Source organism: Geodermatophilus sp. SYSU D01119, assembly GCF_054049975.1.
In genome coordinates, this window is sequence record NZ_JBJGYL010000020.1 from 37875 (window position 1) to 51635 (window position 13761).

Below are 13761 nucleotides of genomic sequence, written 5' to 3' on the forward strand. Positions count from 1 at the left end.
AGGACCCAGTGTTCCACTGCCACATCGCGACCCTCCGGGCCGCACCGCGACCAGGTGCCGTCCCCCGGTGGAGCGGAGCCCGTCCCGGCCCTCGTCGGGGACCCTCCGGGCCCCGCTCCTCCCGCCGCCTCGCGACCAGGTGCCGTCCCCCGGTGGAGCGGAGCCCGTCCCGGCCCTCGTCGGGGACCCTCCGGGCCCCGCTCCTCCCGCCGCCTCGCGACCAGGTGCCGTCCCCCGGTGGAGCGGAGCCCGTCCCGGCCCTCGTCGGGGACCCTCCGGGCCCCGCTCGTCAGGCCGAGATGCGGTCCAGCAGCAGGGGCAGCGGCTCGTCGCCGGTGTCGACGCCGACCGCGCCCTCCAGCGCCTCCAGCGCCCGATCGATGCGCGCCGGGTCGTCGGTGTGCAGCTCCAGCAGCGGCTGGCCCTCGGTGACCTGCTCCCCCACCGTCGCCGTCCAGGTGACGCCGGCCGCGGCCGACACCGGGTCCTCCTTGCGCGCCCGCCCGGCCCCGAGCCGCCAGGCGGCGACACCGAGGGCGTAGGCGTCCAGGCGGGTCAGCGTGCCGGTGGCGGGAGCGGTCACCACGTGCCGCTCCGCCGGCTGCGGCAGCGGGGCGTCGGGGTCCCCGCCCTGCGCGGCGACCATGCGCCGCCACACGTCCATGGCCCGGCCGTCGCGCAGCGCGTCGGCGGGGTCGACGTCGGGGCGCCCGGCGCCGGTGAGCATCTCCCGCGCCAGCGCGAGCGTCAGCTCCACGACGTCGGCCGGGCCGCCGCCGGCGAGCACCTCCACCGACTCCGCCACCTCGACCGCGTTGCCCGCGGCGCGCCCGAGCGGCCGGTCCATCGCGGTCACCAGGGCCACGGTGTTCACCCCGGCGGCCTCGCCCAGGCCGACCATCGTGCGGGCCAGCTCGCGGGAGGCCTCCGGGTCCTTCATGAACGCCCCGGACCCGGTCTTGACGTCGAGGACCAGCGCGTCGGCGCCCTCGGCGATCTTCTTGCTCATGATCGAGCTGGCGATCAGCGGGATCGACTCGACCGTCGCCGTCACGTCGCGCAGCGCGTAGAGCTTCTTGTCCGCCGGCGCCAGGTCGTGCCCGGCCGCGCAGATCACCGCGCCCACCTCGGCGAGCTGCCGCAGGTAGGCGTCCTCGTGGACGTCGGCCCGCCAGCCGGGGATCGACTCGAGCTTGTCCAGCGTGCCGCCGGTGTGCCCGAGGCCCCGGCCCGACAGCTGCGGCACCGCGACACCGCAGGCGGCGACCAGCGGCGCGAGCGGCAGCGTGATCTTGTCGCCCACCCCGCCGGTGGAGTGCTTGTCGGCGGTCGGGCGGCCCAGCGAGGACAGGTCCTTGCGCTCGCCGGAGTCGATCATCGCCTGCGTCCACACCGACAGCTCGCCCGGCGACATGCCCCGGAAGAACACGGCCATGAGCAGCGCGCTCATCTGCTCGTCGGGGACCGTGCCGTCGGTGTAGGCGCCGATGACCCAGCGGATCTGCTCGGGCGTGAGCTCCTCGCCGTCGCGCTTGGCGCGCAGCACGTCGATGGCGTCCATCAGCCCCGTCCCCCCTCGGCCGCGCCCGCGCCGCCGTCCCGGGCGGCCGCGGCCACCAGGTCCTCGGGGCCGAAGGCGTCGGGCAGCACCTCGCGCATGGGCACGATGCCCAGCGACACCGTCTCGATGAGCATCTCCGGGCCGCCGTGCTCCCACAGCAGCTGGCGGCAGCGCCCGCAGGGCATCAGCGGCTGCCCGTCGCCGCCGACGCACGCCACCGCGACCAGCCGGCCGCCGCCGGTGCGGGCGAGGTCGCTGACCATCCCGCACTCGGCGCACAGGCCCAGGCCGTAGCTGGCGTTCTCGACGTTGCAGCCGGTGACCAGCCGCCCGTCGTCGACCAGCCCGGCCACGCCCACGGGGAACCGCGAGTACGGCGCGTAGGCGTGCGTCATGGCCTCCCGGGCCGCCGCGCGCAGGGCGTCCCAGTCCAGCTCCGGCACTAGTGCTCTCCCCTTCGGTAGACCAGACCGTCGGCCTTGGGCATCCGCAGCCGTTGGGACGCCAGCGACAGGACCAGCAGCGTGGTCAGGTGCGGCGTGAACGACACCAGGCCCGGCGGCAGCTCGTCGACGGTGAGGAACCCGACCAGCGCGGCCGCGGCCACGACGGCGGCGATGCCGGCCGGCAGCAGCTTGCCGCGCCGGGCCTGGACGACCGCGATCACCGCGAGCAGGATCGCCACCAGCAGGAACAGCGCGACGACGGCGGAGCGGCTGCGCAGCTGCAGCGCGTCGGTGAACCCGAACAGGCCGGCGCCGGCCGCGAGCCCGCCGGGACGCCAGTTGCCGAAGATCAGCGCGGCGAGGCCGATGAACCCGCGCCCGTTGACCTGGCCCTCGCGGTAGATCCCGGCGATGAAGACGAGGAAGACACCGCCCAGGCCGGCCAGCGCGCCCGAGATGACGACCGCGATGTACTTCAGCCGGTAGACCGGCACGCCGAGCGAGTCGGCGGCAGCCGGGTTCTCCCCGCAGGAACGCAGGCGCAGCCCGAAGGAGGTGCGCCACAGCAGCAGGTAGCTCGCCGGCACGAGCAGCACGGCGATGAGCGTCAGCAGGCCGATGCCGCTGGTGAGCCCGCGCAGGATGCCCGCGACGTCGCTGACGAGGAACCAGTGCTGCCGCTCCAGGGAGCCGAGCAGGTCCGGTCCCGAGGACAGCACCGGCACCGAGAACGACGGCGGGTTGCCGTCGACCGGGGGCGACTGCGTGACACCGCCGCCGGCCGGGTTGTCGGTGTAGAGCAGCTCGGAGAGGAACCGCACGACGCCGCCGGCCAGGATGTTGATCGCCACGCCGGAGACGACGTGGTCGACGCCGAAGGTGACGGTGGCCAGCGCGTGCAGCAGGCCACCGATCGCGCCGAACAGCAGCCCGCCGACGACCGCGGCGCCCCAGCCCCACTGGTAGCCGGCGAACCCGGCGCCCCAGGTGCCGAGCGTCATCATCCCGTCGAGGCCGATGTTGACGACGCCGGCGCGCTCGCTGAACAGGCCGCCGAGCGCGGCCAGGCCGATCGGCACCGCCAGGAGCAGGGCCGCGGCGATCGTGGAGGAGCTGGTGAGCTGCTGCTCGCCGCTGATCACGCGGACCAGCGAGACGAGCAGGACGATGCCCAGCAACAGCCACACGAGGCGGCGCGAGCGCCCGCCGCCGGTGAACAGGTCGGTCAGCGGTCCGCGGCTGGGCCGGGTGCCGGAGGGGGTCGCCACGGTGCTCACGCGCCGGTCTCCTGACGCTCGTCGGTGCGCTGGCCGGCGCCGGTGCCGCGGCTGACGCCGGCCCCGGTGCCCTCGCCGCCGTCGGCGGCCCCTCCGGTGGAGGCCGCGCCCGAGGCGGCCTGCCCCGGGCCGGTGCTGCCGTCGCCGGCGACGACGGCCGGGGTGGCCGAGCCGCGCTCGGCGGAGCGGCGGGCCACCCGGCGGGCGATCTCGTTGGCCACCACGACGGCCAGCACGATCGTGCCCTGGATGATCGTCACGACCGAGGCCGGGAAGTCCTGGATCTGCAGCGGCACCAGCGACCGGTCGAGGAAGGCGAACAGCAGCGCGCCCAGCGCGATGCCGACCGGCTTGTTGCGGCCGAGCAGCGCCACCGCGATGCCGAGGAAGCCCAGACCCGACACGAAGTCGGTGGTGTAGGCGTGCGTGGAGCCGAGCAGGTCGGGCATGCCGATCAGGCCCGCGACGGCGCCCGACAGCAGCATCGTCTTGACGACCATGCCGCGGGAGTCGACGCCGCTGGCGCTGGCCGCCGACGGCGACAGGCCCGCCGCGCGCAGGTCGAAGCCGAACCGCGTGCGGTTGAGCAGTACCGCGACCAGCACGCCGACCACGACCGCCACGATCAGGAAGCCGAAGAGCTGACGCGGAGGGTTGGCCAGGCCGAGGGCGCCGAAGATGCCGTTGAGGCTCGGCATCCAGCCCGACTCGGGGATCTCGGCGGTGCTGATGATCGAGGCGCCCTCGGGGCTGCCCCGCAGCGGGCCGGTGAGCAGGAACGACGCGATGCCCAGCGCGATGACGTTGAGCATGATCGAGCTGATGACCTCGCTGACGCCGCGGGTCACCTTGAGCACCGCGACGATGCCGGCCCAGATCGCGGCCACGGCCATCGCCACGACCACGATGAGCAGCACGTGCAGCGGGCCCGGCAGCGCGACGGCGGCCCCGACACCGGCGGCGAGGATGGTGGCCAGCCGGTACTGGCCCTCGACGCCGATGTTGAACAGGCCCATGCGGAACGCGATGGCCACCGCGAGGCCGGCCAGGAACAGCGGCACCGCCCGGTTGAGGATCACCACGAGCGCGGTGACCTGCTGCGACGGGGTGTCGCCGAAGTCGACCATGACCGCGAAGACCCGCAGCGGGTCGACCTGCAGGGCCGCCATGACCGCCGAGGAGATGACGACGGCGACGACGACGGCGAGGACCGGCGCGAACAGCGCCAGCCCGATCCGGCGGAGGACATTCACGCCGCACCCGCCGTCGTCCGGGCCCCGGTCATGTACCCGCCGAGCTCCTCGGGGGTGACCGCGGACGGGTCGAGGGTGGCCACCAGCCGGCCGCGCAGCATGACGTGCAGCGTGTCGGACAGGCCGATCAGCTCGTCGAGGTCGGCCGAGATGAGCAGGATGCCCATCCCCTCGGCGCGGGCCTCCTCGAGCAGCCGCCAGATGGCGCCCTGCGCGCCGACGTCGACGCCGCGGGTCGGGTGGGCGGCTAGCAGCAGCCGCGGGGCGGCGCTCATCTCGCGGCCGACGATCAGCTTCTGCTGGTTGCCGCCGGACAGCGCGACGGCCAGCGTGTCCGGGCCGGGGGCGCGGACGTCGTAGTCGCGCATGATGCGCGCGGTGTCGGTCCGGGCGCCGCGGCGGTCGATGAAGGGTCCCTTCACCGCCGGCGGCCGGGTCTGGTGTCCCAGGATGCGGTTCTCCCACAGCGGCGCCTCGAGCAGCATGCCCTGGCGGTGGCGGTCCTCGGGGATGAACCCGAGCCCGGCCTCGCGGCGGGCGCGGGTGCTCCACGCGGTGATGTCGTCGGGGCCGAGCAGCACCGTGCCGGCGGCGAGGGGGCGCAGGCCCATGACGGCGTCGACGAGCTCGGCCTGGCCGTTGCCCTCGACGCCGGCGATGCCCACGACCTCGCCCTCGCGGACGGTCAGCGTGACGTCGTCGACCGGCGGGCGGCCGGTGGGGGCGGCGACGGTGACGTCGCGCAGCTGCAGCACCGGCGTCTCCCGCACCGTGGAGGTGCGGATCTCCGGCGAGGGCAGCTCGGTGCCGACCATGAGCTCGGCGAGCTGGCGCGCCGTCGTCGTCCTCGGGTCGGCGGTGCCGACGGTGGTGCCCCGGCGGATGACGGTGATCGAGTCGGCGACCTTGCGGACCTCGTCGAGCTTGTGCGAGATGAAGATGACCGTCAGGCCCTCGCGCTTGAGCTCGGCGAGGTTGCCGAACAGCTCGTCGACCTCCTGCGGCACGAGGACGGCGGTCGGCTCGTCGAGGATCAGCGTGGTGGCGCCGCGGTAGAGCACCTTGGCGATCTCGACGCGCTGCCGGTCACCGACGCCGAGGTCCTCGACGAGGACGTCGGGGTCGAGGCCGAGCGCGTAGGCGTCGGAGATCTCCCGGATCCGCCGGCGGGCCTCCCCGCCGATGCCGTGCGCCTTCTCCGCGCCCAGCACGACGTTCTCCAGCACGGTGAGGTTGTCGGCGAGCATGAAGTGCTGGTGCACCATGCCGATCCCCGCGGCGATCGCGTCGGCCGGGCTCTTGAAGTGCACCTCGCGGCCGTGCAGCAGGATGTGGCCCTCGTCGGGGCGGTGCATGCCGTAGAGGGTCTTCATCAGCGTCGACTTGCCGGCGCCGTTCTCGCCCACGATGGCGTGCACCTCGCCGCGCCGGACGCGCAGCTCGATGTCCTTGTTGGCGACGACGCCGGGGAAGCGCTTGGTGATGCCGCGCAGCTCGACGGCCAGCGGGGCCGACGGGGCAGCGCCGCCGCCCTCGGTGCCGTCCCCGGTCGCGCCCTTGCTCAGGCCGACCGGCGTCGGTGCCGGTACGCCTGCCGGGGAGCCTGGTGTGGCCATGGTGGGCCCTTCCTGCGTTCCTGCGGCCCGCGGGTGCGCGGGCTCGCGTCCACTCTGCTGCACCGGTGCCGCGGGATCGACCGCGGTCCCCGGTGTGCGCACCCGCCGGCGACCGGCAGGTGCGTCGGCTGGGCATCCTCCCCGACGAGTGTGACGGGCGGGGATCCCCCTGACGGCGGAGGGCCCGGGGGTGCGTGCGCTCCCCCGGGCCCTCCGGTCGTGCGTGGGGTCAGCCGGCCTCGTGGCCGGCCGCCGTCACGGGGTCGACGGGACCTCGATCTCGCCGTCGACGATCTGCTGGCGGTACTCGTCGATCTGGTCCTGGATGTCGTCGATGAAGCCACCCGAGGTGGACAGGCCGACGCCGTCCTGCTCCAGGTTGTAGACGATGTCCTCGCCGCCCTGGACGCTGCCGTCGACGTAGGAGTCGATGAACGAGGCCACCGCGGTGTCCACGCGCTTGAGCATCGAGGTCAGGATGACCGCCTGCAGCGCCGGGTCGTCGACCGTCTGGTACTGGTCGGAGTCGACGCCGATGGCGCGCTTGCCGGCCGCCGCGGCCGCCTGGAAGACGCCGAGGCCCGAGCCGCCCGCCGCGTGGTAGACGATGTCGGCGCCGGCCTCGTACATGCCCTGGGCGACCAGCAGGCCGCGGTCGGGGGCGTTGAAGCCGGAGAAGTCACCGGCCGGCGAGATGTACTGGCGGTCGATGATGATCTGCGGGTTGACCGCCTGGGCACCGGCCACGTAGCCGGCCTCGAACTTCTGGATCAGCGGGGTCTCGACGCCGCCGACGAAGCCGATGTGGCCCGTCTCGGACTTCAGCGCCGCGGCGACACCGGCGAGGAAGGAGCCCTCCTCCTCGCTGAACAGCAGGCCGGTGAGGTTGTCCGCGCCGACCTCCGCCGCTGAGGAGTCGATGATCGCGAACGTCGTGTCCGGGTACTGCTCGACGACGTCGCCGATGACCTCGCCGTAGGCGAAGCCGACGGCGATGATCGGGTTGTAGCCCTCGTCGGCCAGCTGGGTCAGCAGGTCGGCGCGGTTGGAGGCGTCGGCGTTGGGGCTGAGGTCCTGGAACTCACCGCCGTGCTCCTCGACGGCGGCCTCGAGGCCCGCGACCGCCGCGTCGTTGAACGAGCGGTCGCCACGGCCGCCGGTGTCGAAGGCCAGGCCGATGCGGGGCTCCTCGCTGCCCCCGCCCTCGCCGCCGCCGCTCCCGCTGCTGCCGCCACCGGTCTCGTCGCTGGCACAGGCGGCCAGGGCCATGCTGCCGGCCAGCAGCAGGGCCGCGACCTTCATCTTCCGCGCTCGGCGCAAGACGCACTCCTCTCTGGGGGGAGCTCCCGGCACAGACGGGGGAGCTCCCGTGGGTCCTGGTCCGTCACGCCCGGGGACGCCCCGGCACGGCCGGGGACGCCGGACGCGACGACCCCGGCACGCTAACCGCGCTCGCGCCCCCCGCCGCCATCCGTGCGACGGACCGAGACGGGATCGTTGTGAACAGCCGTCCCGGCGTGGCCCCGGCCACGGCCGCCCGCGCCCGGCGGCGGGCCCGGGCCGGGGCGCGGCTAGCGTCGTCCCCGTGCGGCGACGGTGGGGTGCGCTGGTGGCCCTGCTGGCCGCGCTCGCCGTGCTCCTGGGGACGGCGCCCGCCGCGGCGGCACCGGCCGACGACACCCCGCGCCCCACGGCCGACCCGGCCGCGCCCACGCCCACCGCGCCCCCGGCCGGCGGGCCCCCGCAGGGCTCGGCGCCGGGCGGCGTCCCCGTCGGCGGGGAGGGTCTCGACACCCGCGGCACGGTGGTAGCCGACGGCGCGCCGCCGCTGCCCGACGGCGTCGTGGCGGCCGGCTGGCTGGTCGCCGACGCCGGCACCGGCGAGGTGCTGGCCGCCCGCGACCCGCACGGCCGCTACTACCCGGCGAGCACGCTCAAGACGCTGACCCTGCTCACCCTCGCCCACCGCCTGGACCCCGCGCTGGTGGTCGAGGGCACCGTCGAGGACGAGCAGATGGAGGGCAGCAAGGTCGGCATCGTGGCCGGCGGCCGCTACCCGGTCGGGCTGCTGTTCCAGGCACTGGTCATGCAGTCGGGCAACGACGCGGCCAACGCGCTCGCCCGCGCGGCCGGGGGCACCGCGCCCACGGTCGCGGCGATGAACGCCCGGGCGCTGCAGATGGGCGCGTTCGACACGGTCGCGGGCTCCGTCTCGGGCCTCGACGTCGCCGGGCAGTCCTCCTCCCCCTATGACCTGGCGCTGTTCTTCCGGGCGCTGGTCGCCGACCCGGTCACCGCCGGGATCCTCCTCACGCCGACCGCGCAGATGCCCGCCGTGGAGGGCCGCTCCCCCGGCTTCCAGATCCAGAACCAGAACCCGCTGGCCGGCTATCCCGGCACCCTGGGCGGCAAGACCGGCTTCACCGACGCCGCCCGGCACACCTACGTGACCGCCGCCGAGCGGGACGGCCGGCGGTTGGTGGTGAGCGTCATGGGCACCGAGAACGTGCCGCTGCGCGCCGCCGACCAGGCCGCGCGGCTGCTCGACTGGGGCTTCGCCGTCCCCCCGTCGCTGGAGGGGGTGGGCCGCCTGGTCGCCTCGGCCGACGAGGTCCCCTCCCCCGCCCCCACCCGGACGGCGACGTCGACGCCGGCGGGCCCGGCCGGGGTGGCCGCGGGTCCTCCCGCGACGGGCCCGGCGGCCGCCGACGACGGGCCGCCCGCGCTCGGCCTGCTGGCGCTCGGCGCGGCCGCGGTCGCGGTCGTCGCCGCCACGCTCATCGGCCGGCGGCGGGCGGTGCGCCGCTCGTCGCCGCCACCGGCGGCCGCGTCTCCGGGGCGGCGGGCACCGCCGGGGCCAGGCGCGGGAGGGTCGCCGTCCACGCCGCCGTGAAGAACCCGAAGCGGACGACGAGGTTGATCCAGACCAGGACGCCGACCGCGCCGCCGAAGGCCGACGACGTGACGCTGCCGGAGATCAGCGACAGGTAGAGGCTGCCGGCCAGCTTCATCAGCTCGAACCCGGCGGCGCCGAACAGCGCGCCGGGGAGCAGCAGCCGCAGCGGGTGCGAGATCGAGGGCACCACCCGCAGCAGCCACAGGAAGACGACGACGTCACCGGCGAAGGCCAGCACGATCCCGAGCAGGCTGGTCCCCACTGCCAGCCCCGGCGCGTCCTCCAGGCCCAGGACGTCGAGCACCACGGAGGTGGCCTGGGTGGCGAAGCCGGTGAGGCCGATGCTCAGCAGGCCCGCGGCGCCGAGGGCGACCAGCGCGACGACGTCGGCGAGGTTGTCGCGCCAGAACTCCGGCTCGTCGACGGAGCCCTTCCAGATCTGCTCCATGCCGATGCGCAGCTTGTCCATGGCGCGCAGCCCGGCGTAGAGGAAGCCGGCCGCGCCGATGATCCCGGTCAGGCCGGCCGCGCCCACCGCCGAACGCAGCTCGTCGACGATCTGCCGCCCCGTGCTGCCCGGGAAGGACTCGCGGATGGCGGTGTAGAGCTCCCGCTGCAGGAGCGCGTCGCCGGAGAGGACCAGGGCGATGACCGAGGCGACCAGCAGGAGCACCGGGAACAGTCCGAGGAAGACGAAGTAGGTGACCCCGGCGGCCAGCAGGTCACCCTGGCTGCGCTGGTAGCGGCCGCCGGCCCGGGCCAGGTGGTCGAGCCACGGCCGCCTGCGGCGCTGGGTGCGGACGAGGGTCTCCACGGAGCCCGTGACCCGCGCGCCGGCGCCGGTGACGCGGGCCCAGGGGCTGCGTCCGGCGTCGGCGGGCGGCCGGTCGTCCCGAGGGGTGCCCACCCCGTCCAGTCTGCTGCCTCGGGGAGCGCGGCGCAGGTCAGCGCCGGTGCGGCGGTCCGGTCAGCGGGTACTCGCGGGCGACCGCCCAGGTGCCGGCCGGGGTCTGCTCGAACTCGGTGAACGAGGTGACGAGGAACTCCGCCGAGAGGTCGGCCAGGCCGCTGTAGGCCAGCTCGAGCATGTCGGGCGTGACGTCGTGGGCAACGGTGACGTGCGGGTGGTACGGGAACGAGAGGTCGCGCGCCAGCGGGCCGGTGCGCACGTCGGAGGCCAGCAGCTCGCAGTTGCCGATGCCCTTGGCCACGGCGACGAACACGACGTCGGAGACCGGGGTGAAGGTGCCGGTCCCCGACAGGTGCATCTCGAACGGCGGGTGGCTGCAGGCCACCTGCGCCAGGTGCTCGCTGATCGCCGCGCGGTCGGCGCACGGCACCTCGGTGGGCGGCAGCAGCGTGACGTGCGGCGGGACGACGGTGGCCTGCAGGTCGCCGACCTTGGCGCGCCAGTCGACCAGCAGCTGCGCCCACGGTTCGGGAACGGGCACCAGCACGCCGACGACGGAGGTCTGCGGCGGCGCCGTCCGGCTGCGCGGGACGAACGTGTCGTCGTTCACGACGCCGACCCCGCGGGCGGGAGGAAGCCGACCCGGTCGTAGACGGTGGCGACGGTGGCCGAGGCGACCTCCCGCGCCCGCGCCGCGCCCCGGGCGAGCAGCCGCTCGAGCTCGGCGCGGTCGTCGAGCAGCTCCTGCGTGCGGGCGCGCACCGGGGTGACGAAGTCGGTGACGACCTCGGCGAGCTCCTTCTTGAGGTCGCCGTAGCCGCGCCCGGCGAACCGCTCCTCCAGCTCGGGGACCGGCGTGCCCGACAGGGCGCTGTGGATGGTCAGCAGGTTGGTGACGCCCGGCTTGTTCTCGGCGTCGGCCAGCACCTCGCGGCCGGTGTCGGTGACCGCCGAGCGGATCTTCTTCGCGGACACCTTCGGGTCGTCGAGGAGCAGCACGCAGCCGGCCGGCGGCAGGCTCTTGCTCATCTTCTTCTCCGGCGACTGCAGGTCGAGGATCTTCGCCGCGCCCTGCGGGATGCGGGCGGCGGGCACGGTGAAGGTGTCGCCGAAGCGGCCGTTGAAGCGGGTGGCGAGGTCGCGGGTCAGCTCGAGGTGCTGGCGCTGGTCCTCGCCCACGGGCACCTCGTCGGCCTGGTAGACGAGGATGTCGGCGGCCTGCAGCACCGGGTAGGTGAACAGCCCGACCGAGGAACCCGCGGCGCCCTCGCGCTGGCTCTTGTCCTTGAACTGCGTCATCCGGCTGGCCTCGCCGAAGCGGGCCAGGCACTCGAGCACCCACGACAGCTGCACGTGCTCCGGCACGTGGCTCTGCACGAACAGCGAGCTGCGGTCGGGGTCGACGCCGAGGGCGACGAGCTGCGCGGCGGAGACGAGGGTGTTCTGGCGGAGCTGCGCCGGGTCCCAGTCCATCGTGATCGCGTGCTGGTCGACGACGCAGTAGAACGCCTCCGCGGTGTCCTGCAGCGCGACCCACTGGCGGAGCGCACCCAGGTAGTTGCCGAGGTGGAAGGAGCCCGCCGTCGGCTGGATGCCGGAGAGGACACGGGGAAGAGGCACGGCGGCCATCAAACCAGCCGCGGCTCAGCCGAGCGGCGCGCCGGTGCGCACGTCGTCGCCCGCCGCACCCGACGCGCCGGTGGTGACCTCGTCGAGCGCGGCGAGGAAGACGTCGTCCTCCTCGGGCGTGCCGACGGTGACCCGGATGCCCTCGCCGGCGAACGGCCGGGTGATGACACCGCGGGCCTCCAGGGCCGCCGCGACCCCCGCCGTCGCCTCCCCCAGCGGCAGCCACACGAAGTTGGCCTGGCTGTCGGGCACCTCGTGGCCGCGCCCGCGCAGCGCGGCGGTGAGCCGGTCGCGCTCGGTGACGACGGCGGCGACCCGCCGGCCCACCTCGTCGGCGCTGGCCAGCGCGGCGACCGCGGCGGCCTGCGCGAGGCTGGAGACGCTGAAGGGCACGTGCGTGCGGCGGACGGCGTCGGCGACGGCCGGGTCCTCGGCCACCAGGTAGCCCACCCGCAGGCCGGCCAGGCCCCACGCCTTGGAGAACGTCCGCAACACCGCGACGTTCGGGCGGCCGCGCATCAGCTCGAGCCCGTCGGGGACGTCGGGGTCGGTGACGAACTCGCGGTAGGCCTCGTCGAGGACGATCAGCACGGAGTCGGGCACCCGGTCGAGGAAGCGCTCGAGCTCGGCCCGGCGCACCGCCGTCGACGTCGGGTTGTTGGGGTTGCAGACGAACAGCAGGCGGGTGTCGCCGTCGACCGCGGCCGCGAGCGCGTCGAGGTCGTGGGTGTCGGGCGACCCGCCGGGGCGGGAGGGCACCAGCGGCACCTGCAGGCTGCGCGCCCCGGCCACCTGCGCCAGCAGCGGGTACATCTCGAACGAGCGCCAGGCGAAGGCGATCGCCGTCCCGGGGTCGTTGAACGACTGGGCGAGCTGCTGGCACAGCATCACCGCGCCGCAGCCGGGCACGACCTGCGCCGGGTCGACGTCGTAGCGCTCGGCCAGCGCCCGGGTGAGGACCGCGGCGCCGTTGTCGGGGTAGCGGTAGGTCTCCCCCGCCGTCGCCGACAGCGCCTGGACGACCGCCGGCAGGGGCGGGAACGGCACCTCGTTGCTGGCCAGCTTGACGGCGCGCTCGACGCCGAGCTCGCGGGCGAGGTCGGCGGGGTTGCGGCCCGGCTTGTAGGCCGGCAGCGCCTGCACCGCCGGACGTGCGCTCACCACGGACAGGTCCTCCCGGGCGACGGCTCCTAGGGTGGCCCCATGCGCGTTCTCGTCGCCGGTGGGGCCGGCTACATCGGCAGCGTAGTCACCGCCGCCCTCCTGGAGGGCGGCCACGAGGTCACCGTGCTCGACGACCTCTCGACCGGGCACGCCGACGCCGTCCCGGAGGGCGCCCGGTTCGTCCGGGCGACCCTGCAGGAGTCGGCGCCGGTGCTGGCCGAGGTGCGGCCCGAGGCGGTGCTGCACTTCGCCGCGAAGAGCCTGGTCGGCGAGTCGCAGGTGAAGCCGGAGATCTACTGGGAGCACAACGTCGGCGGGTCGCTGGCGCTGCTCGAGGCGATGCGGGCCGTCGACTGCCGCCGGATCGTGTTCTCCTCCACCGCGGCCACCTACGGCGAGCCCGACCAGGTGCCGATCCGCGAGGACGCGCAGACCCGGCCGACCAACACCTACGGCGCCACGAAGCTCGCCGTCGACGCGATGCTCACCTCCTACGCCACCGCGTACGACTTCGCCGCGGTGAGCCTGCGCTACTTCAACGTGGCCGGCGCCGCGTACGGCCTCGGCGAGCGGCACACCACCGAGACCCACCTGATCCCGATCGCGCTGCAGGTCGCGGCCGGCAAGCGCGAGGCGATGACGGTCTACGGCGAGGACTACCCGACGCCGGACGGCACCTGCATCCGCGACTACATCCACGTCTCCGACCTCGCCGACGCGCACCTGCTCGCGCTCACCGCGCCGCAGCCGGGCGAGCACCGCGTCTACAACCTGGGCAACGGCACCGGCTTCTCGGTGCAGCAGGTGGTCGACGCCGTCCGCGAGGTCACCGGGCACCCGGTGCCGGTGCAGGTGGGCGAGCGGCGGGCCGGCGACCCGGCGCAGCTCGTGGCCGCGAGCGACCGGATCCGCGCCGACCTGGGCTGGAGCCCGCGGCACACCGACCTGACGGGGATCGTGCGCGACGCCTGGGAGGTCGCGCAGGAGCGCGGCTGACGGGCGCCGCGCA

General features: G+C 74.9%; 12 protein-coding genes. 2 read left to right on the plus strand and 10 right to left on the minus strand.

What is annotated here, in order from left to right:
- Positions 1-289 precede the first annotated feature (289 nt).
- The 6 genes from ACI79X_RS15705 to ACI79X_RS15730 form a co-directional block, all read right to left on the minus strand.
- Positions 290-1561 (minus strand): thymidine phosphorylase, encoded by a 1272-nt coding sequence (locus ACI79X_RS15705; RefSeq protein WP_457026347.1) that lies wholly within the window; start codon positions 1559-1561, stop codon positions 290-292.
- Positions 1561-2004: a cytidine deaminase gene (locus ACI79X_RS15710; protein ID WP_457026348.1), complete on the minus strand. Its 444-nt coding sequence runs from the start codon at positions 2002-2004 to the stop codon at positions 1561-1563. Before ACI79X_RS15710 ends, ACI79X_RS15705 begins: the two co-directional genes overlap by 1 nt.
- Positions 2004-3284 carry an ABC transporter permease gene (locus ACI79X_RS15715; RefSeq protein ID WP_457026349.1) on the minus strand — a complete coding sequence of 427 codons (1281 nt, stop codon included), beginning with the start codon at positions 3282-3284 and terminating at the stop codon, positions 2004-2006. The genes ACI79X_RS15710 and ACI79X_RS15715 overlap by 1 nt, the downstream gene beginning before the upstream one ends.
- On the minus strand, positions 3281-4537 hold the full coding sequence (locus ACI79X_RS15720; protein ID WP_457026350.1) for an ABC transporter permease: 1257 nt from the start codon (positions 4535-4537) through the stop codon (positions 3281-3283). The genes ACI79X_RS15715 and ACI79X_RS15720 overlap by 4 nt, the downstream gene beginning before the upstream one ends.
- Positions 4534-6153, minus strand: a complete 1620-nt coding sequence (locus ACI79X_RS15725; RefSeq protein ID WP_457026351.1) for an ABC transporter ATP-binding protein — start codon at positions 6151-6153, stop codon at positions 4534-4536. Before ACI79X_RS15725 ends, ACI79X_RS15720 begins: the two co-directional genes overlap by 4 nt.
- A 255-nt stretch (positions 6154-6408) precedes the next feature.
- Positions 6409-7473, minus strand: coding sequence for a BMP family lipoprotein (locus ACI79X_RS15730; RefSeq protein ID WP_457026352.1), 1065 nt, complete (start codon positions 7471-7473; stop codon positions 6409-6411).
- 265 nt (positions 7474-7738) lie between these two features.
- Here ACI79X_RS15730 and ACI79X_RS15735 point away from each other — a divergent pair, with 265 nt between their 5' ends.
- Entirely contained in the window at positions 7739-9046 is a 1308-nt protein-coding gene (locus ACI79X_RS15735; protein WP_457026353.1) for a D-alanyl-D-alanine carboxypeptidase family protein, read from the plus strand.
- On the opposite strand, the gene ACI79X_RS15740 is transcribed toward ACI79X_RS15735, so the two are convergent.
- The 4 genes from ACI79X_RS15740 to hisC are packed head-to-tail and all read right to left on the minus strand — an operon-like array spanning position 8931 to position 12749.
- Positions 8931-9956: a YihY/virulence factor BrkB family protein gene (locus ACI79X_RS15740; protein WP_457026354.1), complete on the minus strand. Its 1026-nt coding sequence runs from the start codon at positions 9954-9956 to the stop codon at positions 8931-8933. The two genes, ACI79X_RS15735 and ACI79X_RS15740, sit on opposite strands and share 116 nt — an antisense overlap.
- Positions 9957-9993: 37 nt before the next feature.
- Positions 9994-10569, minus strand: coding sequence for a 2'-5' RNA ligase family protein (locus ACI79X_RS15745; protein ID WP_457026355.1), 576 nt, complete (start codon positions 10567-10569; stop codon positions 9994-9996).
- Positions 10566-11588, minus strand: a complete 1023-nt coding sequence (trpS, locus tag ACI79X_RS15750; protein WP_457026356.1) for a tryptophan--tRNA ligase — start codon at positions 11586-11588, stop codon at positions 10566-10568. Before trpS ends, ACI79X_RS15745 begins: the two co-directional genes overlap by 4 nt.
- Positions 11589-11603: 15 nt before the next feature.
- The gene (hisC, locus tag ACI79X_RS15755) at positions 11604-12749 is read right to left on the minus strand and encodes a histidinol-phosphate transaminase (protein WP_457026357.1); all 1146 of its coding nucleotides are present in this window, start codon (positions 12747-12749) and stop codon (positions 11604-11606) included.
- A 42-nt stretch (positions 12750-12791) separates the two neighbouring features.
- On the opposite strand from hisC, the gene galE reads away from it, so the two are divergent.
- Positions 12792-13748 (plus strand): UDP-glucose 4-epimerase GalE, encoded by a 957-nt coding sequence (gene galE / locus ACI79X_RS15760; protein WP_457026358.1) that lies wholly within the window; start codon positions 12792-12794, stop codon positions 13746-13748.
- The last annotated feature ends 13 nt before the right edge of the window (positions 13749-13761 follow it).